Origin of the sequence: Pseudomonas sp. NPDC078700 (assembly GCF_044542375.1) — a bacterium.
Classification (GTDB): Bacteria; Pseudomonadota; Gammaproteobacteria; order Pseudomonadales; family Pseudomonadaceae; genus Aquipseudomonas.
In genome coordinates this window covers 127,611-152,142 of record NZ_JBITUI010000008.1, presented here as the reverse complement: position 1 = coordinate 152,142, position 24,532 = coordinate 127,611, and the positions used below count along the sequence as shown (strand labels likewise).

Sequence of the window (24,532 nt, the reverse complement as noted above, 5' to 3'; positions counted from 1 at the left end):
GCCCTCGCGCTCCCCCCCCAAAAACGCTCGTTGCAGTTATGCAGCGGGCGTTTTTTTTGGCGTCGTCAGGGTTTCGACTCGATTTTCAAGGCGTCACTGAGAAAGCTCGGGGCGATATAACGCTCATAATGCGCCTCGGAAAGTATAAAGAACTCGCGGTCGATGGCGTCACGCAACTCTGGCAATGACCAGTTGCGAAACTCAGGTAGCAGCACCATGCCATAGGCCTCAAGCTGGTTGATCACCCGCGCACCTCGGGCGATTAACTGATAAGCCCAGCAATAAGGCGATTGATTTGGCACGAAGCGTACTTGTCGCTGAACCAACTGCTCGCGCAGCCGTGGCGCATCAAACACTTCAACCTTAGCCTCCATCACTTGCACCAGCAGCACTTCAAGACGCTGCCATACGGCTTGCTTTGCCTCTTCGTCATATCCGTTCCAAGCGATCACCTCATGGTGAAAGCGCTTGCAACCACGGCATACAAGATCACCATAGACCGTGGAACACAGGCCAACACAGGGCGTTTTAATCGGCTGACTGGACATAACGGAACAACATTCACATGACTAACAGGCGGGCATATTAGCCCTTTGTCTAGGTCAGTTCATCCGGCGCAACAAAGTTTTGCTGAAAAAGCTGTTTACGACAAAATATGGCAAAACAGCCATTATCCCTGCTCAAAAAGCGAGAAGAGCCGCTTAACCCCCTGTTAAAAGCCGCTTTTGACTGTTTTTTATACAAACACGCTCAATCACGGCTTTGGCTTAACTTTATGCGCACATTCCAGTAGAATCGTCGGGCCTTTTATAGGCGCCAAAGTCCGTTGGAAGCTGTTTTCAAAGCGTCACGAGCACAGTTAATCCCGCAGGTACGATGTTGGCACTGCCATTTGCTCAACCCAAATATCAGTGCCAGCCCTCATCGATCTCGTCCTGCTGGCGTAAAACTTTGAAAGCAGCTTCTGGAAGAAATCCCTGAAATCTCGGCTGATTGGCCCATAAAGCCTTTACAGCGCTTGATTCGGTGCTTTCTGGATATGCGTCCCGGACAGAAATTTGGGACCACTGATGAGGGTAATAACTGTGCTTGAAGCTTATCGCAAACACGTAGCAGAGCGTGCCGCTCAGGGTATCGTGCCCCAGCCGCTGAACGCCGAACAAACTGCAGGTCTGGTTGAACTGCTGAAAAACCCGCCTGCTGGCGAAGAAGAATTCCTCGTCGACCTGATCACCAACCGCGTACCACCAGGTGTGGACGAAGCGGCCTATGTTAAGGCTGGTTTCCTCTCTGCTGTCGCCAAGGGTGAAGCCACTTCCCCATTGATCGACAAAAAGCGCGCTGTTGAACTGCTGGGCACCATGCAGGGCGGTTACAACATCGCCACTATGGTTGAACTGCTCGAAGACGCCACCTTGGGTGCGGTTGCCGCTGAGCAACTGAAGCACACCCTGCTGATGTTCGATGCCTTCCACGACGTTGCCGAAAAAGCCAAAGCGGGCAATGCCAACGCTAAAGCTGTTCTGCAATCCTGGGCTGACGGCGAATGGTTCACCAAGCGTGCACCTATCGCCGAAAAATACAGCCTGAGCGTATTCAAGGTCACCGGCGAAACCAACACTGACGACCTGTCACCCGCTCCAGATGCCTGGTCGCGTCCAGATATCCCGTTGCACGCACTGGCCATGTTGAAAATGGCCCGCGATGGCATCGTGCCTGAGCAACAAGGCGTAACCGGCCCTCTCAAGCAGATCGAAGAGATCCGCGCAGCTGGCTTCCCTGTTGCCTATGTCGGCGACGTTGTGGGTACGGGTTCTTCGCGTAAATCCGCAACCAACTCGGTATTGTGGTTCTTCGGCGATGACATCCCTTACGTGCCGAACAAGCGCGCTGGCGGTTTCTGCTTCGGCAACAAAATTGCACCGATCTTCTACAACACCATGGAAGATGCCGGCGCCCTGCCGATTGAATTCGATGTAACCAACATCGCCATGGGCGACGTGATCGACGTTTACCCATACGCCGGTAAAGTGTGCAAACACGGCACCGACGAAGTAATCACTACTTTCGGCCTGAAAACCCCTGTTCTGCTCGACGAAGTTCGTGCCGGCGGTCGTATTCCGTTGATCGTAGGTCGCGGCCTGACCGAAAAAGCCCGCGCTGAGCTGGGCCTAGGCCCAGTTGACCTGTTCAAAAAACCTGAGCAGCCAGCTGACAGTAACAAAGGCTTCACTTTGGCTCAGAAGATGGTTGGTAAGGCTTGCGGCGTTGAAGGTGTGCGTCCTGGCACCTACTGCGAACCGAAGATGACCACCGTTGGCTCCCAAGACACCACCGGTCCAATGACCCGTGATGAGCTCAAAGACCTGGCGTGCCTGGGCTTCTCGGCTGACTTGGTATTGCAGTCGTTCTGCCACACTGCGGCTTATCCGAAGCCGATCGACGTGACCACTCACCACACCCTGCCTGACTTCATCCGCACCCGCGGTGGTGTTTCGCTGCGTCCTGGTGACGGCATCATCCACAGCTGGTTGAACCGCATGCTGCTGCCTGACACCGTCGGCACTGGTGGCGATTCGCACACCCGCTTCCCAATGGGTATCTCCTTCCCAGCGGGTTCTGGCTTGGTTGCTTTCGCAGCCGCCACTGGCGTAATGCCGCTGGACATGCCGGAATCCATTCTGGTTCGTTTCAAGGGCAAAATGCAGCCTGGTATCACCCTGCGTGACCTGGTCCATGCGATCCCTTACTACGCCATCCAGAAAGGCCTGCTGACTGTTGAGAAGAAAGGCAAGATCAACGCCTTCTCTGGCCGCATCCTTGAGATCGAAGGTCTCGACGAGCTGACCGTAGAACAAGCGTTCGAACTGTCTGACGCCTCTGCAGAGCGTTCTGCTGCTGGTTGCACCATCAAGATGCCGGAAAAGGCAATTGCCGAGTACCTGCAGTCGAACATCACCCTGCTGCGCTGGATGATCAGCGAAGGCTACGGCGATGCGCGCACCATGGAACGCCGTGCTCAAGCGATGGAAGCTTGGTTGGCCAACCAAGAACTGATGAGCGCTGATGCTGACGCGGAATACGCCGAAATCATCGAAATCGACCTGTCAGAACTAAAAGAGCCGGTTCTCTGCGCACCAAACGACCCAGACGATGCACGTCTGCTGTCGAGTGTTCAGGGCGAGAAAATTGACGAAGTGTTTATCGGCTCGTGCATGACCAACATTGGTCACTTCCGCGCTGCTGGTAAGCTGCTGGATAAAGTCAAAGGTGGTATCCCTACGCGTCTGTGGCTGTCGCCGCCGACCAAAATGGACGCTCACCAACTGACTGAAGAAGGCTACTACGGCATCTTCGGCAAAGCTGGCGCACGCATGGAAATGCCAGGCTGCTCGCTGTGCATGGGCAACCAGGCACGTGTTGAAGCCAACTCCACCGTGGTATCGACTTCGACGCGTAACTTCCCGAACCGTTTGGGCGATGGTGCCAACGTGTACCTGGCCTCTGCCGAACTGGCTGCGGTCGCTGCAATCACCGGCAAACTGCCGACGGTTGAAGAGTACATGGGCTACGCGAAAGACATCGACAGCATGGCTGCCGACGTTTACCGCTACCTGAGCTTCGACCAGATTGCTGAGTTCCGTGAAGCGGCTGCGAACGCCAACATCCCGGTCGTTCAAGCCTAAGCGTTACCCGCATCAAGATGAGCCTCGCCTAGTGCGGGGCTTTTTCTTGCCTTGAATTTAGCGATGGATTTAATGCCGCTGGCACATGAATTGCTTAAAACATAGCAAGTACAGACATAACAAGCAGTTCCAGTATCGGAGCATGCTTATCGACAACGGCGTCGTCTCGGAACTGCCTTACGCAGGCTCTGGAACGGCGCTTTTTTGTGTTGCAAAGGGAATGCTCAATGGGTGATCTAACAACTGGCCGCACCGATGCACTGGATTGGGTTAACGGCTCTGACGCTCCCGAAAAAAGCGTGCTCAATCTTGGTTTCATGGCGCTGACTGACGCCGCCTCAGTGATTGTGGCGGCCACCCAAGGCTTTGCCCAACCTTATGGTTTGACCCTCAATCTGCAACGTCAGTCATCCTGGGCGACCCTGCGTGACAAATTACTCAGCCGTGAACTCGATGCAGCCCACTCGTTATACGGCCAGATTTATGGCACGCACCTGGGGATTGGTGGTCCAGCGACTGAAATGGCCATTCTTATGGGGCTCAACCACAACGGCCAAGCAATCAACCTGTCCGAGCAACTCAAACGCAGCGGCGTGACCAATGGCGAGGCACTGAAAGCGCAGGTGCATCAAAGCAGTGCAAAACTCACATTCGCGCAAACGTTCCCCACGGGCACACACGCCATGTGGCTGTCTTATTGGCTCGCCAGCCAAGGGATTCATCCCGTTAACGATGTAAGCACTGTAGTAGTCCCGCCCGCACAGATGGTTGCGCACCTCAATGCAGCGCGTATCGATGGTTTCTGCGCAGGCGGCCCATGGGGGGCTTTGGCTGTTGATCAGGGGCAAGGCTTCACCGTCGCGACAACCCAAATGATTTGGCCTGACCATCCCGAGAAAGTGCTGGGCGTGACCCGCGAGTTCATCGAGCTCTACCCAAACACCGCCCGTGCACTGACGATGGCAGTCCTTGAAGCTAGCCGCTTTATCGACGAAAACCCGGAAAACAAGCGCAGCACCGCCAAACTGATTAGCAGTGCCGACTACGTGGATGCACCACTGTCATCAATAGAACCACGCTTTCTTGGCCACTATCAGGACGGGCTTGGCAATGCCTGGAGCGACCCTCACCCACTGCGCTTTCATGCGGACGGTACCGTCAATATGCCTTACTTGTCTGATGGCATGTGGTTTATGACCCAGTTCCGTCGCTGGGGGCTGTTGCGCGAAGACCCGGATTATCTGGCTGTCGCGCAGCGTATTCAGCAACTCGATATTTACAGCCAGGCTGCCAATGCACTGAACATCCCGGTGCCAGCAGCCATGCGCAGTAGCACCTTGTTAGATGGCAAGTGTTGGGATGGCAGCAACCCAGCCGACTATGCACGAAGTTTTGCACTTCACGCATTGAGCGACAGCCCTGTGACCGCCCAATAACAGGCAGGAGGCCAAAACATGCTGCGCATACTTCTAATTAACGACACGCCAAAAAAAGTTGGTCGCCTCAAGGCTGCGCTCACTGAGGCTGGCTTTGAAGTTATCGATGAGTCCGGTTTGACCATTGACCTTCCTGCCCGGGTAGAGGCTGTTCGCCCCGATGTCATTCTGATCGACAGTGAGTCACCCAGCCGCGATGTAATGGAACAAGTGGTGCTGGTTAGCCGCGACCAGCCGCGCCCGATTGTGATGTTCACTGACGAACACAACCCAAGCGTCATGCGCCAAGCGATTCAATCCGGCGTGAGTGCCTACATAGTCGAAGGCATCCATGCGCAGCGCTTGCAGCCCATACTGGATGTTGCCATGGCGCGCTTTGAGAGTGATCAAGCACTGCGAGCCCAACTGCACGCACGCGACGCGCAACTGGCTGAACGCAAGCGAATTGAGCTGGCCAAAGGTTTGTTGATGAAAATGAAAAGCTGCGATGAAGAAGCGGCCTACACCTTGATGCGCCGACAAGCCATGAGCCGCCAACAAAAGCTGGCACAAGTTGCCGAGCAGATTATTGCCATGCACGACCTGCTGGGCAATTAGCAGCCTCGGGCACCTCTAAATTTAGGCATCGCAAGGGCCAACTGTACCGCTTTAAAGATAACTGTTCCGCCCGAAGCTTCAATCTGTTGGCGACTGTACAGCTGTCTCAACCGGCGGTTGTACCTGCGCCAACAGAGGCTCAATAGCTAAGATAAAAGCATTCAGCCCAGCGGCTAACGGTGAACCTAAAATGACAACCTACAGTGATGAACGCCAGCTGCTTGGCGAAGCCGATCAGCGTGCGCTGGATTATTTCGACAGCCAGCACACTCGCCCGGCATTCCCCACCAAGCAGGCGATTGCAGCGCTGAGCGCGCTTGACCAGCCGCTCAATGAGCACGCACTTGCGGCTCAGCAGGTGTTACGTCACTTAGATGAAATAGCCTCTCCTGCCACGGTCAACTCAAACGGTTCGCGCTACTTTGGTTTTGTCATCGGCGCGACCCTGCCCGCTGCCGCCGCAGCCGAGCGCTTGGTCTTGGCGTGGGATCAATGCGCCTCATCCTTTGATAACTCGCCGGCAGCTGATGTGATCGAACGTATTGCCGGGCGCTGGGTACTTGAAGCGCTGAGGCTGCCAACCAGCAGCGCTGTGGGTTTTGGTACCAGTGCGACTGCCTGCACGCTGGCCTGCATATCTGCTGCACGCCGTGCACTGCTGGCGCGCAAAGGCTGGGACTTTGACGGCGACGGGCTAATGGGAGCACCCGAGGTACGCGTTGTGGTGTCTGCGAGCGTGCACATTACCGTGAAGAAAGCCCTGCGCATTCTGGGTTTCGGCACTAAGCGATTAATCATTGCAGCAACGGACGCGTACGGAAGAATTGACCCCTTGCAACTGCCGCCACTCGATGACCTATGCATTCTGTGCCTACAGGCTGGGGAAGTTAATACCGGTGAGTTTGACCCCTTCAGCGCAATCATTCCTGTGGCTAAAGGTGCGGGTGCCTGGGTTCATGTGGACGGTGCATTTGGTCTCTGGGCTCGCGCCTCATCCTCCGAACAGCTCACTGAAGGCGTCGAGCAGGCTGACAGTTGGACCACCGACGGCCACAAGTGGCTGAACACACCTTACGATGGTGCAATGGCGATTTGCCGTGATGCTGATGCGCTGGCTCAGGCAATGAACAGCGATGCGGCTTACGCTTGTGCGTCTAAAGATGCGCAGAAAAACCTCAATCTGGAATTCTCGCGTCGGGCTCGCGGCATTCCCATTTGGGCGGCCTTGGCCTCACTTGGCCGCGAGGGTTTACGCCAGATGATTGACCAGCACATTCGTCAAGCCAGCACCCTGGCCGAACGCCTGCGAACTGCTGGCTACCAGGTGCTAAATCGAGTGGTGCTAAATCAGGTGCTAGTGCGGGCAGACGATGATCAACAGACCCTTGCAATCCGCCTTGCTGCCCAAGCCTCCGGGCAGGTCTGGTTTGGACCGACGGTCTGGCAAGATCGGCCTGCCTTTCGACTGAGCATTTCCTCTTGGCGTACCACTGATGCCGACATAGACCTGCTTGCCGAGTTGTTGATTAAGCTCAAACAAGAGATAACGAGTTAAATCCAGCAAACGGGCAAGAAGCTACTCGACAAGGGCTAGCTGGCGGGTTTATCTTCGGACCAGGCCACCGCAGTGGCCAGCGTCGCTCGGACGGTTCCGGGCGCTTACGTACCTTGAGGTTTACATGGCTGAACAAGCTAAGCGCCGCTTTGCGCGCATCGATCGTCTCCCCCCTTATGTTTTCAATATCACGGCTGAACTGAAGATGGCTGCTCGCCGCCGTGGCGAGGACATCATCGACTTTAGCATGGGCAACCCAGACGGCCCGACACCGCCGCATATTGTTGAAAAGCTCTGTACCGTTGCCCAGCGCGAAGACACTCACGGCTACTCAACCTCACGGGGCATCCCGCGTTTGCGGCGAGCAATTTCACGGTGGTATGCCGAACGCTATCAAGTCGATATCGACCCTGAAGATGAGGCCATCGTCACTATTGGCTCCAAAGAGGGCTTAGCCCACTTGATGCTGGCAACGCTGGATCATGGCGACACAGTGTTAGTACCAAACCCCAGTTACCCGATCCATATTTATGGCGCCGTGCTTGCTGGGGCACAGGTGCGCTCAGTACCGTTGGTGCCTGGCGTCGACTTTTTCGCTGAGTTGGAACGCGCCATTCGCGAGTCCATCCCTAAGCCGAAGATGATCATACTGGGCTTCCCATCCAACCCTACGGCCCAATGTGTTGAGCTGGACTTCTTCGAGCGGGTGGTCGCACTCGCCAAACAATACGATGTGTTGGTGGTGCATGATCTGGCCTACGCCGATATCGTCTACGACGGCTGGACGGCACCCTCGATCATGCAGGTGCCAGGAGCCAAAGATGTCGCGGTAGAGTTTTTCACCCTGTCCAAAAGCTACAACATGGCGGGCTGGCGGATTGGCTTTATGGTCGGCAATAAGGAGTTGGTCAACGCACTGGCGCGAATCAAGAGCTACCACGACTATGGCACCTTCACCCCGCTTCAGGTCGCAGCCATTGCGGCGCTTGAGGGTGATCAACAATGTGTCCGCGATATCGCCGAGCAATACCGGCAGCGCCGAAACCTGATGGTCAAGGGCCTGCACGAGCTTGGCTGGATGGTCGAGAACCCTAAGGCATCAATGTACGTTTGGGCCAAAATACCCGAGCACTACGCCGCGCTTGGTTCTTTAGAGTTTGCTAAAAAGCTGCTGGCTGAAGCAAAGGTCTGCGTCTCACCTGGCATCGGTTTTGGCGACTACGGGGATGATCACGTGCGCTTTGCCTTGATTGAAAACCAAGACCGTATACGTCAGGCCTTGCGCGGTATCAAGAATATGTTCAGAACGGATGGTCTACTGCCCGGCACTACGGTTAAGCCGGCTAAGTAAAGCGCCCTGATCGACATGCTCACCGAGCATGTCGATACAAACTGAATCAACTTGAGTAATCGAGTACGGTCCACACATTGCTCAGCCCCTCGCCAATAACACAGCTCGATGCAGTCAACTGCTTGTTGTAACTAAGCGCCATCAAACTGGTTGCACCTTCAGCAACATCATCATGCTGCGCCATCCACTGCACACGTCCGCAATTAGGTGTGTCGATCACATAGCTATTGGCAACGGCAGCACCTTGCTTTGGCATGCCAATCACATCAATAACCAAGCCATGTTCTTCAACGCGCTTGCCGTCAGAAATGACCACTGCCCAGGCGTCGTTATGATCAATCACCAAATAGGTGCCATTTGCTTTGGGTTGCTCAAGTGATGGCTGTGCACAACCACTGAGCATGACCAATACCAAAACTGTCATCAGCATCTGTTGCATTGCTAGATACCCCTTTGCGTAACCAATGGGCTGGGGGCGTTGTTGCCGTCAGACCATCGCAGATGAGTGAAATTTGCAGTGCGATGGAATGACTATCGTCGAATACTGTTTATTTGTACAGTACTTTTATATTAACCTTACTCACGCCATCTGACAGGGCTGCGTCAGATACCGCAAAGGTTTGATTAGGAGCGCAACGATGCTGGACGTAATGCAATTAAAACAAACAGTTAACCGGATGCCTCTGGAAAAGGTGCGTGCCACCGTTGACGAGCTGCACCTTGAGGGGATCGTGACTGAAGGCAAAACACCCTTCAACAGGCTCCACTTCAACACCTGCTTTGCAGAAATCGAAGCGCTTTTTCAGCGCGCGGGCTATCACCGTCCGCTGGACGTAGTCGGTTATCAAGGCCTGGTCTATGCAATGTTTGACCCCACACGCTGGGAGGCCGTGGAAGTGCTGCGCTGGCTCAAGGATTTCGTCGAAGAGCCTCGTAAACGCCCTGCCAGCTGATTCTGATTAGCGCGGCTTAACTGAGGCAGCCGCTTATGGAACCCCCATGGCGATGCCTCGGATGATCTGCGCCGTTATTGCACATGCTAAATGCATATGCCTATAGCTGCGCACCAGCGTGGTACAGCGCGAGGTTGAAAAACAACAGATCATAGCCAGCACCCATAGTATTAAATAACATTAGATATATTATTTATCTTATTGTTTTATATATATTTTTCTCTTTGAAAATATAACTAAATCCCTGCCTAAGCCACAGACTGGCAAGCGCTTTGCAGTAGCCTTGGTACATCCGTCTTCGGGTCGCCAACGGCGGTGATCGGGACGAAATAGACAAAGACGTCAAAGTTGCTCGCTGTTTTATTGCGGGCAAGTTTCGACGTCTTTTTTCGTTTCTGATAGCTGAGGAATTTCAATGCATCCTTGCAAACCACCGTGCTCATTACTCAAAAAAACTCTGGCAGGCGTTACTTGCGCCGCACTCTTACTCGCAAGCGCTCTGTCAGTCAGCGCGGCTGAACCTGAGAAGGCAGAACTCAAACTCGGCTTTATCAAGCTCACCGACATGGCGCCTTTAGCTATCGCCTATGAGAAGGGTTATTTCGAGGACGAAGGGCTGTATGTCACCCTTGAAGCGCAAGCCAACTGGAAGGTCTTGCTCGACAGGGTAATCACAGGCGAACTTGACGGTGCGCATATGCTCGCCGGCCAGCCTCTTGGTGCAACGATCGGATTTGGCACCAAAGCACAGATAGTCACCGCATTCTCCATGGATCTCAACGGCAACGGCATCACGGTTTCCAACGATGTATGGAATGAGATGAAGAAAAACGTACCCATGCAGGATGGCAAACCAGTCCACCCGATCAAGGCCGATGCGCTCAAACCTGTGATTGAACGCTACAAGGCGCAAGGCAAGCCGTTCAACATGGGCATGGTCTTTCCAGTCTCCACCCATAACTATGAACTGCGTTACTGGCTCGCGGCAGGTGGGATCAACCCTGGCTACTATGCGCCAGCCAAAGGCGACATCTCTGGCACCCTTGACGCGGATGCCTTGCTCTCAGTCACCCCGCCACCGCAAATGCCTTCAACCATGGAAGCTGGCACCATCAATGGCTACAGCGTAGGTGAGCCGTGGAACCAACAAGCAGTGTTCAAGGGCATTGGCGTCCCTGTAATAACCGATTATGAAATCTGGAAGAACAACCCGGAAAAAGTTCTTGGGGTGTCGAAGAAATGGGCTGATGCAAACCCTGAGACCCACAAGCGCCTGGTTAAAGCACTGATTCGTGCCGCCATGTGGCTCGACGAAAACAACAATGCCAACCGCCAGGAGGCCGTAGAGATTCTGTCGCGCCCTGAATATGTAGGGGCAGACGCCAAAGTCATCGCCAATTCAATGACAGGCACCTTTGAATACGAAAAGAGTGATAAGCGCGAGGTGCCGGACTTCAACGTGTTCTTCCGCTATAACGCCACCTACCCCTACTACTCAGACGCCATCTGGTACCTCACACAAATGCGCCGCTGGGGCCAGATCGCCGATGCCAAACCTGATAGCTGGTATTTCGACATCGCCAAGCAAGTTTATTTACCGGCTGTTTACCGCCAGGCAGCGGACGAGTTGATTGCTGAAGGTAAGGCAAAAGCCAGCGACTTCCCGCCATTGGATGAAAAAGGTTTTCGCGCGCCAACCAGCGAGTTCATTGATGGTTTGACCTATGACGGCAGCCAACCAAATGCCTACATCGAGCAGATGAAAATCGGCTTGAAGCACGACTCTGTGCTGTAGGCCTTAGCGTTTTTCATCTGATAGCACCCGTGCCATTGAGCGCAATGTGATTAAGCCATCAGCGCAACCTGATGGCGTGTCTACCGAGGATTAGCTGATGAGTAACCCAGCCATCACCGAACAAATTACCCAGACCATGAAGAGCGCACGCCATGCTGCCTTCAAGCGCTGGCTGCCCAACCTGCTGATGCCGATTATCGGCCTCGCAGCCTTTCTGCTGTTCTGGCAAATGGTTGCGGGCAGTATCAACACCAGCCTGGGAACCTTTCCTGGCCCTGCTCAAGTCGCCATTCAGTTCAATAACTTGGTCGATGAGCACCAACGCGAGGCCAAGCGTGAGTCGGCCTTCTATCAGCGCCAAGATATGCGCAATGCTGCCCTGCTCAGTAAAAACCCAAGCGCCGAGGTAAAGATCCGTCCCTACACCGGCAAACCGACCTTCTTCAAACAAATCATCACCAGCCTCTATACGGTGATGACTGGTTTTATCATCGCCTCATTGATCGCCATCCCCCTGGGCATTGTCTGCGGCCTGAGTAAACCGCTGTACAACGCAATCAACCCGCTGATTCAGATCTTCAAACCCATTTCTCCACTGGCCTGGTTGCCCCTTGTGACCATGGTTGTCAGCGCCGTTTACACCAGTACCGATCCACTGTTTGCAAAATCATTTATTACCTCGGCAGTCACCGTTGCTCTGTGCTGCCTGTGGCCAACGGTGATTAATACCATCGTGGGTGTGGCGAATCTCGATAAAGACTTACAAAACGTTAGCCGGGTGCTCAGCCTTTCACCGATCAGCCACATTCGACGAATTGTGCTTCCCGCTGCCATTCCTATGATATTCACCGGCTTGCGGCTGTCGCTGGCAACCGGCTGGATGGTCTTGATCGCCGCCGAAATGCTTGCGCAAAACCCTGGACTGGGAAAATTCATTTGGGATGAGTTCCAGAATGGAAGCTCCAACTCCCTTGGACGCATCATGGTTGCCGTGATCGTAATTGGCCTGATCGGCTTCGCATTAGATCGCCTGATGCTTGCCCTGCAAAAATACGTGAGCTGGGATAAAAACGCCGACCTGCGTTAATCATTGAGGATTTTCCATGAATACTTCACACCTTGAACTCACTGGCGTTGGTATCAGTTTTCCGACTGATAAAGGTCTGTTTTGTGCGCTAGAAAACGTCAACCTAAAAATTACCAAGGGCGAGTTTGTTTCTTTGATTGGCCATTCCGGTTGCGGCAAGTCAACCGTGCTGAACATCGTTGCAGGGCTTTATCAAGCCACAACTGGCGGTGTCATTCTGGACAGTCGCGAAGTCAACGCGCCAGGCCCTGAGCGAGCCGTTGTATTTCAAAATCACAGCCTGCTGCCATGGCTGAGTTGCTACCAGAATATTGAGCTAGCCGTACGCCAGGTATTTAAGAACAGCAAAAGCAAAGCCGAAATGCGTGAATGGATTGAGCACAACCTAGAACTCGTGCACATGAATCACGCTCGCGATAAACGTCCCAGTGAGATCTCCGGTGGGATGAAGCAACGCATAGGCATTGCAAGGGCATTGGCCATGCAACCTAAGGTGCTGCTGATGGACGAGCCCTTTGGTGCGCTAGATGCCCTCACCCGGGCACACCTGCAGGACTCGTTGATGGAAATTCACGCCGACCTGGGCAACACGGTCATCATGATCACCCATGATGTTGATGAAGCCGTACTGCTCTCTGACCGGATTGTGATGATGAGTAACGGCCCTTCAGCAACGGTAGGAGAAATCCTTCAGGTCGAACTGCCAAGGCCACGGAATCGCATGGCCCTGGCCCATGATTCGCGTTATCACGAATATCGGGCAGCAGTGTTGGAGTTCCTCTATCAGAAACAGCATCGACCTGCGGCGTAAAGCCAAGTTATGAATGACCGACGAGCCTTGCTGCGATGGCAAAAAACCGTCTAACTAGCAGTTCTGGACTCCATTGGTCAGATGCGTTGAACCTAGCACAGCAAGGATCGCCGAACAGTGGCAATTAAATTTGTTCACTGATCGGCGACCCTCTAAGGATCTAATGTGTTTGATCTGTCTACGTGGAATCTATCTGTCCCCACACCCCCGAGCCCCACTGAAATTAGCGCGGCCCGCATACAAAGCGGTTACTCAAGCCAGTACTTTCGCCATGAGGCTAAAGAAACGGTCGTATTTTGGGTGCCTGTTACAGGCTCACGCACCGAAGATGCCAGTTATCCCCGTAGTGAATTACGTGAAACCTACGCCGATGGAACACTGCGTAACTGGTATTACAAAGACGGCGATAACTATTTAAACGCCGTACTCTCGGTCAATGTAGTGCCCAGTAAGAACAAAGTAGTGGTGGGCCAAATCCACAGTAAGGATCAGCCGGGCAGCCAGAATGATCCCTTGGTAAAGTTGCAATACCATTATAAAAATGGCACAGGCAGGCTTGAACTGTTGTATCGGGCCCAGCCCGGTAGTTCGACAGTCAAGAACATACTACTGGCAGACAATGTTGATTTGAATGAACGCTTCAGCTACCAACTTCGTATTACGTCTACCGGGCGCTTAGGCGTGACCGTAAAAAGCAGCGGCGACAAGGGCTCGTTTTATAAGCAACTGAGCAGCAGTTGGAGCCGCCAATTGCTGTACTACAAAGCAGGTGCCTATATACAAGACAACCAAGGGTATTCAATTGAAGGGGGGCGAGTGACTTTCTACTCGCTGAATACCCTGCACCGCAACTAACCTCTCCGGCATGGGCAGTTGAAGTGATACTGCCCATGACCTGCTCATCGCCGTACAATTGCGCCTTCCATTGCCCTGCTGTAGACGAGAACCTATATGGCCCGCCTGACACTCACTTTTCCTGAAGATCAGTTTTATTTCAGCACCCACCTCACTGTGCGCGTAACCGATATCAACGCGGCCAATCACCTTGGCAACGACTCAATGATCTCAATGATCTCAGAGGCCCGCGCCCGCTTCTTATTTGATTTTGGAATTGAAGAGGCCAGCGAGGAAGGCGTGGGCATTATTGTCACAGACCTGGCAACTACCTACCGCGCAGAGGCCCATGCACGGGATCAGTTATTGTTTGAAGTGGGGGTCATGGACCTTAACAAATACGGCGGTGACATTACGTTTCGCATCACACGCCCAGCGGACCAAAGCTTAATTGCAATGGCCAAGTCGGGTTTTGTATTTTTTAACTACACCACCAGTCATGTGGCGCAAATGCCGGCGGCCTTCAGTGATAAGTTTCCACGGGTAAATTGGCTTTAACGGCACATTCAATGCATGAATACCATGCAACGTAAAAAGGCGTTGCAGAAAGTGACACTTCGCTTTACCCCTCTGCGGTGCCTTTAAGCATTCGATGCTTTAAGCGTTCAACTACACAAGCAGGGGGAACTGTAATGCCGATCACACCGCGCCAAACCCGTTTCGCCGGTCTATTGACTAACTGCCTCGCCATCGCCCTACTCACGCTGCCCATCCCAACACATGCAGCCACCCAACAACCGCTTCAACCTCTTAGCGCCACCTTGGAGCAACGTGTGCCTACTTAGGATAACCATGGGTTATTTGTAGGCAGTATTCACTCAATTAAAACAACTGTTAAGCGGTCCCGCTCAGCAGTGTGGTTTCTCCACCTCTTTAAAAGCCAAGATGCCACACTCAATAGTGCCCCCACGCACTGCAAGCGGGCAAGGTGCATTAATGCGGTGCAATTAACCGCTCCTGACAACGATTAGTTCAAGCACAACAGGCTAAACCGCTGGCGTGCAGGACTTGGCACACTGTCTGCATTGGTTGATTCACAATTTAGATAAAGCGCGATCTTCAACGAAGAAGACTGCACTTCCCGATCGAACGGGACTTGGACAAAGGCGTCCTCGCTAGGCAACTAGCGGGACGCCTTTTTTGTTTTCCGTGATTTTTATCCAGGAGAAAACCGGGATGAAAAAACTCAAGTTAGTGATGATCGGCAATGGCATGGCAGGTGTCCGCACCCTTGAAGAGTTAATAAAACTCAACCCCGCGCTTTACGACATTACTGTATTCGGTGCAGAGCCCCACCCGAACTACAATCGCATCCTGCTTTCACCAGTGCTTGCAGGTGAACAAAGCTTTGCGCAAATTGTGCTCAACGACCTCGGCTGGTACGCCGACAACAACATAAATCTGTTGTTGGGGCGCAGAGTTACCCAGATCAATCGCAAACAACGCGTGGTGACCGCCGACGATGGCACCACTGCGCAATACGACCGCCTGCTTATCGCAACAGGCTCTAATCCATTCATCTTGCCTATTCCAGGCAACAAACTCGAAGGCGTTATTGGCTATCGGGATATTGCTGATACACAGCAGATGATGGATGCAGCACAAAAACACAGCCACGCGGTTGTCATCGGCGGCGGCTTGCTCGGGCTGGAAGCCGCCAATGGCTTAAAGCTTCGCGGTATGGATGTCACGGTCGTGCATATCGGCAATACCCTACTTGAGCGCCAACTCGACAGCACGGCAGGCAACCTGCTGCAAAAGTCCCTTGAAGAGCGCGGCCTGAAATTCCTATTACCCAAGCAAACGGCTGAACTGCTTGATAATGGCGATGGACGAGTCTGCGCAGTCAAATTTTCCGACGGCGATGTAATTGCTGCCGACTTAGTGGTGATGGCAGCCGGTATTCGCCCGAACACTCAGTTGGCCGAGGCCGCTGGAATCGCCTGCAATCGTGGAATATTGGTCAATGACACACTGCAAACCTTTGACCCTAGGGTTTATGCCATCGGCGAGTGTGCCAACCATCGCGGCACTGCATATGGTCTGGTAGCCCCGTTGTTCGAACAGGCCAAAGTGTGCGCCAATCACCTAGCCCAGTTAGGGTACTCGCGCTACCAAGGCTCAGTGACCTCAACAAAATTGAAAGTCACCGGGATCGATCTATTTTCAGCCGGTGAGTTCCTGGGGGCCGAAGGTACAGAAACCATCACCCTTTCTGACCCTATTGGCGGCGTTTACAAGAAGCTGGTAATACGGGGTGACGTGCTGGTCGGTGCCTGCCTCTATGGCGACACTGCAGATGGCGGCTGGTACTTTCGCCAAATACGTGAACAGCACAATATCAGCCAAACCCGTGATCACCTGATGTTCGGTGAGAATGCCATTGGTGACGTTGGCCATCAGGGCCAAGACAAAACCGCAAACATGCCCGACAGCGCTGAAGTCTGCGGCTGTAATGGAGTCTGTAAAGGCACCATAGTTGGCGCCATCCAAGCCAATGGTTTATTTAGCGTAGATGACATTAAAAAGCACACCAAGGCAGCGAGCTCATGTGGTTCTTGCGCAGGTTTGGTTGAACAAATTCTGATCAGCACAGTTGGCGGTGCTGCAGACGTTAAACCCAAGAGCGAAAAAGCTATCTGCGGCTGCAGTGAGCTTAACCATGGGCAGATTCGTAAAGCTATCCGCGACATGCACCTGACAAGCCTAACCCAGGTCATGCAAATCCTGGATTGGACTAGCCCCAATGGCTGCGTAACATGCCGCCCTGCTCTCAACTATTACTTGATTTCAAGCTGGCCTGGGGAAGCCAAAGACGACCCTCAATCGCGCCTGATAAACGAACGCGCACACGCAAATATCCAAAAAGACGGCACCTACTCCGTGGTCCCACGCATGTGGGGTGGCGTAACCAACCCCACGGAGCTGCGACGCATTGCCGATGTGGCGGATAAATATAAGGTGCCAATGGTCAAGGTCACGGGCGGTCAACGCATTGACCTGCTGGGCATCAAAAAACACGACCTGCCAGCCGTATGGAAAGACCTCGACATGCCATCGGGGCATGCTTATGGCAAGTCTATCCGGACGGTTAAAACTTGCGTAGGAATTGAGTTCTGCCGCTTTGGCACGCAGAACTCGACACAAATGGGCATTGACCTCGAACACGACCTGTTCAATATGTGGGCACCGCACAAGGTCAAACTGGCCGTTTCAGGCTGCCCACGAAACTGTGCCGAGGCCGGTATCAAAGACGTTGGCATTATCGGCGTCGACTCTGGGTGGGAAATGTACATCGGCGGTAATGGCGGCATCAAAACAGAGGTCGCGGAATTCTTCGTCAAGGTCAAAACGGCAGAAGAGGTACGCGAATACAACGGCGCATTTCTACAGCTTTATCGTGAGGAAGCCTTTTACCTCGAACGTACTGTGCACTTCCTGCAACGCGTTGGCATGGAGTACATCAGACAAGCCGTCGTTGGCGACCCAGAGTGCCGCGCTGCACTGAATGCAAGGCTGCAATATTCCCTGTCGTTTGAACAGGATCCCTGGAAGCAACGCATTGAAGTCCCCCAATTGAAGAAAGAGTTCGAAACCATTCCACTGGTCGCGATTACGGGGGACGCACCATGAGCTGGCTGGATATTTGTGCACTCGAAGCAATCAATCCACTTGGCGCACGAATCATCACCGGCCCACGCGGTGACATCGCAGTGTTCAGAACCGCTGATGATCAAGTATTTGCCTTAGATGACCGCTGCCCACACAAAGGCGGGCCACTCTCGCAAGGCCTTATCTATGGCAACCGTGTGGCCTGTCCATTGCACAATTGGCAGATAGAGCTGGAGACAGGAAGCGCCATATCACCCGACCAAGGCTGCACACCGCGTTACGCCGTGAAGATCGAAGCAGGACGGGTGCTATTGGATTTGAATCATGTCGCACCCGTTCAATAAACGGCCGATCTCGGGAGTACTGCGATGAGCGACACCAATAAAACCCGCATCACGGCATCAACCTGCTGCTACTGCGGGGTTGGATGTGGCGTGTTAATTGAGCACAGTGACGACCGGATCATCGCTGTTTCGGGGGATCCTACGCACCCGGCCAATTACGGTAAATTATGCAGCAAAGGGGCTTCGCTACACCTGACAGGCGATTTAGATGCCCGCGGTTTATACCCTGAGTTACGGCTGGATAAAGCCCAACCTCGAAACCGTACTGACTGGAATAGTGCGCTGGATCACGCCGCGCAGGTGTTTGCCAAAACCATCCAGGAACATGGCCCGCAAAGTGTGGCGTTTTATATCTCGGGACAATTGCTGACCGAGGACTATTACGCCTTTAACAAGCTCGCACGCGCCTTGGTTGGCACCAACAATATCGACAGCAATTCACGGCTTTGCATGTCATCCGCCGTGGTGGGTTATAAGCGCAGCCTCGGTGCAGACGCGCCGCCCTGCAACTATGAAGACATAGAGCTTAGCGATTGTATATTAATCGCCGGCAGCAACATGGCCTACGCCCATCCGGTGTTGTTTCGCCGCCTTGAAGAAGCCAAAGCCAAGCGCCCACAAATGAAGGTCATCGTCATTGACCCGCGACGCACAGATACCTGTGATGTTGCTGATCTGCATTTGGCTATTATGCCGGGCACAGATGTCGCGTTGTTTCATGGCATTGTGCACATTCTTATGTGGGAAGGCTGGGTAGACCACGGGTTTATTGCCCAACACACCGATGGTTTTGAGGCACTGAAACAGAGGGTCCGCGACTTCAATCCTGCAGCTGTCGCTGATATTTGCGGGATCTCACAAGAGCAGCTACAAAGCTGCGCCATGATGATTGGCCAGGCCCCGAGGTTTCTTTCGCTGTGGTGCATGGGCTTAAACCAATCATCGGCTGGAACGGCTAAAAACACGGCGTTGATTAACCTCCACTTAGCCACAGGGCAGATCGGTAAAGCAGGTGCTGGCCCCTTCTCCCTGACCGGTCAACCCAACGCAATGGGTGGCCGCGAAACAGGCAGCTTGGCCAACTTGCTGCCCGGCCACAGAGACGCCGCTAATCAAGAGCATCGAAACCAGGTCGCCCAGTACTGGGGAGTGGACGGCCTGCCTGAAACAGCTGGTCTTAGCGCCATTGAACTGTTTGAGCAGATGCAAACGGGTAAAATCAAAGCGCTGTGGATTGCATGCACCAACCCTGCGCAATCACTGCCAGATCAAACCCGGGTTCATCAAGCACTGAGCACTTGCCCTTTTGTCGTGGTTCAGGAGGCCTTTTTCACCACCGAGACCTGCGCTTACGCAGACCTGCTTCTGCCTGCCAGTAGCTGGGGCGAAAAAGAAGGCTGTGTGACCAACTCAGAGCGTCGGGTCAGCCATGTCCGCAGTGCAATAACGCCACCCGCCGAGGCTAGAGCTGATTGGCAAATAACCTGTGACTTTGCACGTAAACTCGAAGCACTCCTGCGCCCCGGCCTGCCCAGCCTGTTCAACTTCACCAAGCCCGAACAGCTTTTTGATGAGTACAAAATGCTTACTCAGGCACGTGACCTGGACCTCAGTGGCCTGAGCTATTCAATTCTCGATCAACAAGGCCCGCAACAGTGGCCCTTTGCTCAGGGTGCTCAGCGAGGCACAGCGCGCTTGTATCAGGACCGGGTATTTGCCACCGAAAATGGCCGAGCGCAATTTCATTCAGACCCTTACTGTGCACCGGTCGAAAAGCGCGACGCGCGTTACTCTCTAGTCCTCAATACCGGGCGCTTGCGTGATCAATGGCATGGCATGAGCCGCACAGGCACTGCCTCACGGTTGTTTGGCCATGTCGAAGAAGCCGTCTTGAGTATTCACTCAGATGAATTACGCCGCAGAAAGCTTACCAACGGTGAGCTGATCAAACTGCGTAGCCGCCGAGGTACATTGATCGTCCCGGTACAGGCTGATGACGATGTACGTCCGGGTCAGGCTTACTTGCCGATGCACTGGGGGAATCGATTTCTAAAAGGGTTGGGCACCAATGCACTGACTCAACCAGAGTTCGACCTATTGTCAAAACAACCTGAGCTTAAACATGCAACGGTTGAGATCGACAAAGTCGAATTACCCTGGAAATTCTTTGCCTTAGTCGAAGGCGACATCCAGTTGCGCTTCAAACAATTACGCCCCCTGTTTGAGTCATTCGCATATGCCAGCTTCAGCCTCACCGGATCGAACCACCCCGCCCTGCAAATTCGCGCAGCCTGTGCCAATGCACCAGGCAACGAGCTGCTCAGAACAATAGACCAGTTACTCGCCGTCGACTCAGGAATGGTGATGGCTTACGACGACCCTAAACGCGCCGTAGGCAAACGTGTCCGCCTGGATGCAGGCCGCATCATTGCGATTCGTTTGGCCGGGGAAACCACAGCACAAGAGTGGTTGAAAGGCATGTGGCTTGAAGGCAAGACAGACGACCAGTTACGCCACTGGTTGCTGGCCCCCCTGTCTGCTGCGCCCCGCTCAACTAACAATTCAAGCAATAAAACCTTGTGCAACTGCATGAATGTGAGCCAGCGGGCAATCTGCAGCGCTATTGAGCAAGGTCTGAACCTGGACCAGCTGAAACAAAAGCTGGGCTGCGGCACAAGCTGTGGCTCCTGCGTACCTGAAATCAAACGCCTGCTACAGCTACAAGCTGCCGCAGTGGTGAACTAACCTGTGTTGAGGTTGAGATGAACAATAAAGTCTGGCTGGTTGGCGCGGGCCCAGGTGATCCAGAGTTACTGACCCTCAAGGCCGTTCGCGCACTGCGCGAAGCCGATGTGGTGATGATTGATGACTTGGTAAACCCACAAATACTCGAGCACTGCCCGCAAGCGCGGGTGATTTCCGTTGGGAAACGTGGCGGTTGCCGCTCAACACCGCAAGCATTTATCCAGCGTTTGATGCTGCGTTATGCACGGCAAGGAAAATGTGTGGTTCGCCTTAAAGGTGGTGATCCCTGCATCTTCGGTCGGGGTACAGAAGAATATAACTGGCTGCATTTACATGGCATTGATGCGGAAATAGTTAACGGCATTACTGCAGGGTTGGCCGGAGCAACTAATTGTTCGATCCCCTTAACCTTGCGGGGCGTCGCACGCGGCGTGAGCCTGGTCACAGCTCACACTCAAGATGACAGCGAGTTAAATTGGCAAGCACTCGCGGACTCAGGCACCACGCTAGTGGTGTATATGGGAGTGGCTAAGCTTGCTGATATTCGTCAGCAGCTAATCAAAGCAGGCATGCATGCAGATATGCCAGTGGCGATGATAGAAAATGCCTCACTGCCTGAGCAGCGGGAAAGACGCAGCACACTCAACCAACTGCTCGATGATGCCCAGGACTTTAGACTAAAAAGCCCGGCAATACTGGTTATTGGCCAAGTCGCCTGTGACAGCCAGGTCAAGCTCGATCAACTGAGCGCATAATTACACGCTGTGTTCGGCACTTATTTCAGGCAAAGAAAAACCCGGCCGGAGCCGGGTTTTTCATTTCAGCTTTAAACCAATTACTTGGCTTCAGCTTCTACAGCGGCTTCAACGCGACGGTTGATAGCACGGCCTTCAGCAGTTGCGTTATCAGCAACTGGCTGCGACTCGCCGTAACCTACAGCGTTTACGCGCTCGCCACCAACACCGTACTGGTTAACCAGTACGTCACGAACTGCGTCAGCACGCTTCTCAGACAGAGTCTGGTTGTAAGCGTCAGTACCAACGGAGTCAGTGTGACCTTCTACAGTGGTAGAAGTTTGTGGGTATTGGTTCATGAAGTCAGCCAGGTTTTTGATATCACCGTAGCTTTCTTCTTTAACCTTGGACTTGTCGAAATCGAATTTAACGTCCAGTTCAACGCGAACGATTTCAGCAGGCTCTTCAACAACTGGAGCCGGCTCTGGCTCAACTACAGCTGCAGCCACAACAGGCTTCGAACCACCGAAGTTCAGACCAACACCCAAACCAGCCTGCCACTCAGTGTCACCCTGGTCGATGTTGTACAGAGCATCTACGCCAGCACGGGCATAGAGCATTTCAGTGAAGTAGTACTTCGCACCTGCGCCAGCAGTGGCGTAAGTGGAGTGGTCGCGGCCGCTAGAGGCAACGTTGCTGATGCTCTGGTGGGCAAAGCCGCCAGAAACATATGGACGCAGACCTGGGCCAGCTTCACCAAAGTGGTACAAAGCTTTAAGGTCAGTCATGTTGCCCTTAATGTCTTTGTTACCCAGCGCTTTGTCACCGTTCAGGCTATGGTATTCGCCATAAGCCAGAGCCAGCTCAACATCCTTGGTCAGGAAGTAACCAATGGAACCGCCGTACTGGCTACCTTCATCGTGAGCAAAGTTGCGGCTCGAGTCGGTGAAGTATTCGTTAACAAAGCCTTCCACCTCGACTGCGCCTTGACCTTGAGCCATCACGCCCATGGAAGAAGCAGCGACAAAGGAGCCAATGACTGCGCCTAAGGTGTTTTTAAGTTTCATCCGTAAATCCCCATCTTGGTGATTGATTGCACTACGTACAGGTAGACACGCAGAACTTTAGCAAGTTTATCAGAACTTGCCTTTATGCCAAAGAATATTTGCATCCGAACTAACTTTCGGTGTCACCCGCAAATTTCTCACGCAATTTGTCAAGGGCCCTTTTGTAACGCATTTTCGTTGCACTAAGCCCCATATGCATAATATCCGCTATCTCTTGAAACTCTAGCTCTGCGACAAAGCGTAGCACTAAAATTTCACGGTCAATTGGATTTGCATGTACCAGCCATCGGTCTAACCCTCCGCGCTCCTCTATTTTAGGCGTCTTTTCTTCAGACGCTTCCTCTAGAGGATCGAGACTTAGCGCATCCATCAAACGCCGTTTACGTCGTTCTTTGCGATACTGGGTAATACATTCATTATAAGTAATGCTGTACAGCCACGTCTTAAACTTAGACTTGCCCTCAAAGTTCTTTAAACCATAAAGGACTTTAAGCATCACCTCTTGACAGACATCATCTGCATCACGTTCGTTCCCTAAATAGCGTGCACAAACGTTAAATAATGTGCGCTGGTAGCGTCGCATCAGCTCTTCATAAGCGCGCGTGATGTGAAACAACTCACTATGCGCACGCAGAACCAGCTCCTCATCGGAGAGCGCGAGGGGGTCATAACGCATAGGCAACGATTGGGCTTTATTCAAATCGAGTCGGGCCGACAGTCAGGTCAGAAGCCGCCATCAGCTGTTAACAGTCTGCTGGAGGGCGGCATAGATTAGCAGAGTTTAGGTTTAGCGACTGCTCACCCGCTGTTCAAGCAAAACGCGATTGGCCACTGAGACAAGGTCCCCAGCCTCAGTTAAGACGACAGTCTTAACCGTGCCGATTTCCTCAATCTGACCTTCGACATCACCGACTTCAACTTGTTGCCCAACCTGATACAACTCACGCACATAAATACCAGCCAGGATCTGCCCTGCGATCTCGCGACTGCCCAGCCCTAGGGCCAGCGCAGCGGCCAGACCGATCGTGATCAGCACAATAGCAATGACGTAATTAAGCAGCTCGGTCTTCACCTCAAGCTGCCCGATTGCCACTGAAATACTGATGATTATGACCAGGCCCTGAGCAATGCGCGCAACGCCGTGGGCATACTCAAGCCCAACACCCTCAGCTGCCCCTCGCACAATGCCACTGACCAGATGAGCCAGCAGCACCCCGATAACCAGCACCAACGCCGCGCCGAATACTTTTGGCAGGTACAGCGCAAGCACATCCAGGGTTGCTGACACACGCTCCAAGCCCAAGGACTCAGCTGCGGAGACCATAAAGATCAGCAAAATAAACCAGTAGACAATGCGCCCGATCAGAGTCGATACCGGCACTTGGAAGCCGGCACGGCTGAGCAACTTGGTCAGGCCAGTGCCCGCCATTAAACGATCCAGCCCCACTTTTCCAAGCAGCTTGGAAATCAACGTGTCTAGCAGCTTGGCCAGCACGAAGCCGATGAGCACCAGAATGAGTGCAACGAATAGGTTTGGAATAAAACCAGCGACTTTAGTCCACAGCGCAGTCATGGCCGCTACCAGGCTTTGAGTCCAAGGATCGAGTTCCATTTAGTCAACCTTATTAGCAGTGCGAGCAGTTGGTTTGCGGCGCGAAACTGGAGATACGTGTGCAGATCCCTTATTCAGGGCAATCATCAACGCCTCAACCCAATGCCCCATGAGTGCGAACATATCCCCAGCACCCACTTGGCGATTAGCCGTTTTCAGTACGCGCGTGAGCGCCGCATCATCATCGTGATCAGATGATGGTTGCGCGTTCAGCAAGTCGCGTAGTGATTGTTCAAATGGATCGTGCATTAAC

At 53.4% G+C, this 24,532-nt stretch carries 21 protein-coding genes; 15 read left to right on the top strand and 6 right to left on the bottom strand.

Annotated features, from left to right (window positions below):
• Nucleotides 1-65 precede the first annotated feature (65 nt).
• The gene (locus ACIGCM_RS22030; RefSeq protein ID WP_397504202.1) at nucleotides 66-548 is read right to left on the bottom strand and encodes a DUF1289 domain-containing protein; all 483 of its coding nucleotides are present in this window, start codon (nucleotides 546-548) and stop codon (nucleotides 66-68) included.
• 537 nt (nucleotides 549-1,085) lie between these two features.
• On the opposite strand from ACIGCM_RS22030, the gene acnB reads away from it, so the two are divergent.
• From acnB to alaC, 5 genes are all read left to right on the top strand, one after another.
• On the top strand, nucleotides 1,086-3,686 hold the full coding sequence (acnB, locus tag ACIGCM_RS22025) for a bifunctional aconitate hydratase 2/2-methylisocitrate dehydratase (RefSeq protein ID WP_397504268.1): 2,601 nt from the start codon (nucleotides 1,086-1,088) through the stop codon (nucleotides 3,684-3,686).
• A 227-nt stretch (nucleotides 3,687-3,913) separates the two neighbouring features.
• Nucleotides 3,914-5,122 (top strand): CmpA/NrtA family ABC transporter substrate-binding protein, encoded by a 1,209-nt coding sequence (locus tag ACIGCM_RS22020; RefSeq protein WP_397504201.1) that lies wholly within the window; start codon nucleotides 3,914-3,916, stop codon nucleotides 5,120-5,122.
• A gap of 18 nt (nucleotides 5,123-5,140) precedes the next feature.
• Complete coding sequence (locus ACIGCM_RS22015) at nucleotides 5,141-5,719, top strand: ANTAR domain-containing response regulator (protein WP_397504200.1); 579 nt, start codon at nucleotides 5,141-5,143, stop codon at nucleotides 5,717-5,719.
• Nucleotides 5,720-5,909: 190 nt separating this feature from the next.
• The gene (locus ACIGCM_RS22010; RefSeq protein WP_397504199.1) at nucleotides 5,910-7,274 is read left to right on the top strand and encodes a pyridoxal phosphate-dependent decarboxylase family protein; all 1,365 of its coding nucleotides are present in this window, start codon (nucleotides 5,910-5,912) and stop codon (nucleotides 7,272-7,274) included.
• A gap of 124 nt (nucleotides 7,275-7,398) precedes the next feature.
• On the top strand, nucleotides 7,399-8,625 hold the full coding sequence (gene alaC, locus ACIGCM_RS22005) for an alanine transaminase (protein WP_397504198.1): 1,227 nt from the start codon (nucleotides 7,399-7,401) through the stop codon (nucleotides 8,623-8,625).
• Between the two features lie 46 nt (nucleotides 8,626-8,671).
• Here alaC and ACIGCM_RS22000 read toward each other — a convergent pair whose 3' ends face one another.
• Nucleotides 8,672-9,064, bottom strand: coding sequence for a hypothetical protein (locus ACIGCM_RS22000; protein ID WP_397504197.1), 393 nt, complete (start codon nucleotides 9,062-9,064; stop codon nucleotides 8,672-8,674).
• A gap of 199 nt (nucleotides 9,065-9,263) precedes the next feature.
• Here ACIGCM_RS22000 and ACIGCM_RS21995 point away from each other — a divergent pair, with 199 nt between their 5' ends.
• The 10 genes from ACIGCM_RS21995 (at nucleotide 9,264) to cobA (ending at nucleotide 21,621) form a co-directional block, all read left to right on the top strand.
• Entirely contained in the window at nucleotides 9,264-9,578 is a 315-nt protein-coding gene (locus ACIGCM_RS21995; protein WP_397504196.1) for a transcriptional regulator, read from the top strand.
• A gap of 415 nt (nucleotides 9,579-9,993) precedes the next feature.
• Nucleotides 9,994-11,373, top strand: coding sequence for a CmpA/NrtA family ABC transporter substrate-binding protein (locus ACIGCM_RS21990; protein ID WP_397504195.1), 1,380 nt, complete (start codon nucleotides 9,994-9,996; stop codon nucleotides 11,371-11,373).
• A gap of 97 nt (nucleotides 11,374-11,470) precedes the next feature.
• Nucleotides 11,471-12,460, top strand: coding sequence for an ABC transporter permease (locus tag ACIGCM_RS21985; RefSeq protein ID WP_397504194.1), 990 nt, complete (start codon nucleotides 11,471-11,473; stop codon nucleotides 12,458-12,460).
• A gap of 16 nt (nucleotides 12,461-12,476) precedes the next feature.
• On the top strand, nucleotides 12,477-13,271 hold the full coding sequence (locus ACIGCM_RS21980; protein WP_397504193.1) for an ABC transporter ATP-binding protein: 795 nt from the start codon (nucleotides 12,477-12,479) through the stop codon (nucleotides 13,269-13,271).
• 165 nt (nucleotides 13,272-13,436) lie between these two features.
• Nucleotides 13,437-14,126: a polysaccharide lyase family 7 protein gene (locus tag ACIGCM_RS21975; protein WP_397504192.1), complete on the top strand. Its 690-nt coding sequence runs from the start codon at nucleotides 13,437-13,439 to the stop codon at nucleotides 14,124-14,126.
• 96 nt (nucleotides 14,127-14,222) lie between these two features.
• Nucleotides 14,223-14,663 (top strand): thioesterase family protein, encoded by a 441-nt coding sequence (locus ACIGCM_RS21970; RefSeq protein ID WP_397504191.1) that lies wholly within the window; start codon nucleotides 14,223-14,225, stop codon nucleotides 14,661-14,663.
• Nucleotides 14,664-15,341: 678 nt separating this feature from the next.
• Nucleotides 15,342-17,798, top strand: a complete 2,457-nt coding sequence (gene nirB / locus ACIGCM_RS21965) for a nitrite reductase large subunit NirB (protein ID WP_397504190.1) — start codon at nucleotides 15,342-15,344, stop codon at nucleotides 17,796-17,798.
• Nucleotides 17,795-18,121 carry a nitrite reductase small subunit NirD gene (nirD, locus tag ACIGCM_RS21960; protein WP_397504189.1) on the top strand — a complete coding sequence of 109 codons (327 nt, stop codon included), beginning with the start codon at nucleotides 17,795-17,797 and terminating at the stop codon, nucleotides 18,119-18,121. The genes nirB and nirD overlap by 4 nt, the downstream gene beginning before the upstream one ends.
• Nucleotides 18,122-18,145: 24 nt before the next feature.
• Nucleotides 18,146-20,866, top strand: a complete 2,721-nt coding sequence (locus ACIGCM_RS21955) for a molybdopterin-dependent oxidoreductase (RefSeq protein ID WP_397504188.1) — start codon at nucleotides 18,146-18,148, stop codon at nucleotides 20,864-20,866.
• Between the two features lie 17 nt (nucleotides 20,867-20,883).
• Nucleotides 20,884-21,621 (top strand): uroporphyrinogen-III C-methyltransferase, encoded by a 738-nt coding sequence (cobA, locus tag ACIGCM_RS21950; RefSeq protein ID WP_397504187.1) that lies wholly within the window; start codon nucleotides 20,884-20,886, stop codon nucleotides 21,619-21,621.
• Nucleotides 21,622-21,701: 80 nt separating this feature from the next.
• On the opposite strand, the gene ACIGCM_RS21945 is transcribed toward cobA, so the two are convergent.
• The 4 genes from ACIGCM_RS21945 to ACIGCM_RS21930 form a co-directional block, all read right to left on the bottom strand.
• Nucleotides 21,702-22,667 (bottom strand): OmpA family protein, encoded by a 966-nt coding sequence (locus ACIGCM_RS21945; RefSeq protein WP_397504186.1) that lies wholly within the window; start codon nucleotides 22,665-22,667, stop codon nucleotides 21,702-21,704.
• A gap of 109 nt (nucleotides 22,668-22,776) precedes the next feature.
• Entirely contained in the window at nucleotides 22,777-23,367 is a 591-nt protein-coding gene (gene sigX / locus ACIGCM_RS21940) for an RNA polymerase sigma factor SigX (protein WP_397504185.1), read from the bottom strand.
• Between the two features lie 87 nt (nucleotides 23,368-23,454).
• Nucleotides 23,455-24,279, bottom strand: a complete 825-nt coding sequence (locus ACIGCM_RS21935; RefSeq protein ID WP_397504184.1) for a mechanosensitive ion channel domain-containing protein — start codon at nucleotides 24,277-24,279, stop codon at nucleotides 23,455-23,457.
• Nucleotides 24,280-24,528 carry a CrfX protein gene (locus tag ACIGCM_RS21930; RefSeq protein WP_397504183.1) on the bottom strand — a complete coding sequence of 83 codons (249 nt, stop codon included), beginning with the start codon at nucleotides 24,526-24,528 and terminating at the stop codon, nucleotides 24,280-24,282. It lies immediately after the preceding gene.
• Nucleotides 24,529-24,532: the final 4 nt, after the last annotated feature.

What these genes read in the sequence shown, in the direction of transcription:
- ACIGCM_RS22030 (WP_397504202.1), bottom strand. Translation starts at nt 548, where the DNA reads ATGTCCAGTCAGCCGATTAAAACGCCCTGTGTTGGCCTGTGTTCCACG.
- ACIGCM_RS22020 (WP_397504201.1), top strand. Translation starts at nt 3,914, where the DNA reads ATGGGTGATCTAACAACTGGCCGCACCGATGCACTGGATTGGGTTAAC.
- ACIGCM_RS22015 (WP_397504200.1), top strand. Translation starts at nt 5,141, where the DNA reads ATGCTGCGCATACTTCTAATTAACGACACGCCAAAAAAAGTTGGTCGC.
- ACIGCM_RS22010 (WP_397504199.1), top strand. Translation starts at nt 5,910, where the DNA reads ATGACAACCTACAGTGATGAACGCCAGCTGCTTGGCGAAGCCGATCAG.
- alaC (WP_397504198.1), top strand. Translation starts at nt 7,399, where the DNA reads ATGGCTGAACAAGCTAAGCGCCGCTTTGCGCGCATCGATCGTCTCCCC.
- ACIGCM_RS22000 (WP_397504197.1), bottom strand. Translation starts at nt 9,064, where the DNA reads ATGCAACAGATGCTGATGACAGTTTTGGTATTGGTCATGCTCAGTGGT.
- ACIGCM_RS21995 (WP_397504196.1), top strand. Translation starts at nt 9,264, where the DNA reads ATGCTGGACGTAATGCAATTAAAACAAACAGTTAACCGGATGCCTCTG.
- ACIGCM_RS21990 (WP_397504195.1), top strand. Translation starts at nt 9,994, where the DNA reads ATGCATCCTTGCAAACCACCGTGCTCATTACTCAAAAAAACTCTGGCA.
- ACIGCM_RS21985 (WP_397504194.1), top strand. Translation starts at nt 11,471, where the DNA reads ATGAGTAACCCAGCCATCACCGAACAAATTACCCAGACCATGAAGAGC.
- ACIGCM_RS21980 (WP_397504193.1), top strand. Translation starts at nt 12,477, where the DNA reads ATGAATACTTCACACCTTGAACTCACTGGCGTTGGTATCAGTTTTCCG.
- ACIGCM_RS21970 (WP_397504191.1), top strand. Translation starts at nt 14,223, where the DNA reads ATGGCCCGCCTGACACTCACTTTTCCTGAAGATCAGTTTTATTTCAGC.
- nirB (WP_397504190.1), top strand. Translation starts at nt 15,342, where the DNA reads ATGAAAAAACTCAAGTTAGTGATGATCGGCAATGGCATGGCAGGTGTC.
- nirD (WP_397504189.1), top strand. Translation starts at nt 17,795, where the DNA reads ATGAGCTGGCTGGATATTTGTGCACTCGAAGCAATCAATCCACTTGGC.
- ACIGCM_RS21955 (WP_397504188.1), top strand. Translation starts at nt 18,146, where the DNA reads ATGAGCGACACCAATAAAACCCGCATCACGGCATCAACCTGCTGCTAC.
- cobA (WP_397504187.1), top strand. Translation starts at nt 20,884, where the DNA reads ATGAACAATAAAGTCTGGCTGGTTGGCGCGGGCCCAGGTGATCCAGAG.
- ACIGCM_RS21945 (WP_397504186.1), bottom strand. Translation starts at nt 22,667, where the DNA reads ATGAAACTTAAAAACACCTTAGGCGCAGTCATTGGCTCCTTTGTCGCT.
- ACIGCM_RS21935 (WP_397504184.1), bottom strand. Translation starts at nt 24,279, where the DNA reads ATGGAACTCGATCCTTGGACTCAAAGCCTGGTAGCGGCCATGACTGCG.
- ACIGCM_RS21930 (WP_397504183.1), bottom strand. Translation starts at nt 24,528, where the DNA reads ATGCACGATCCATTTGAACAATCACTACGCGACTTGCTGAACGCGCAA.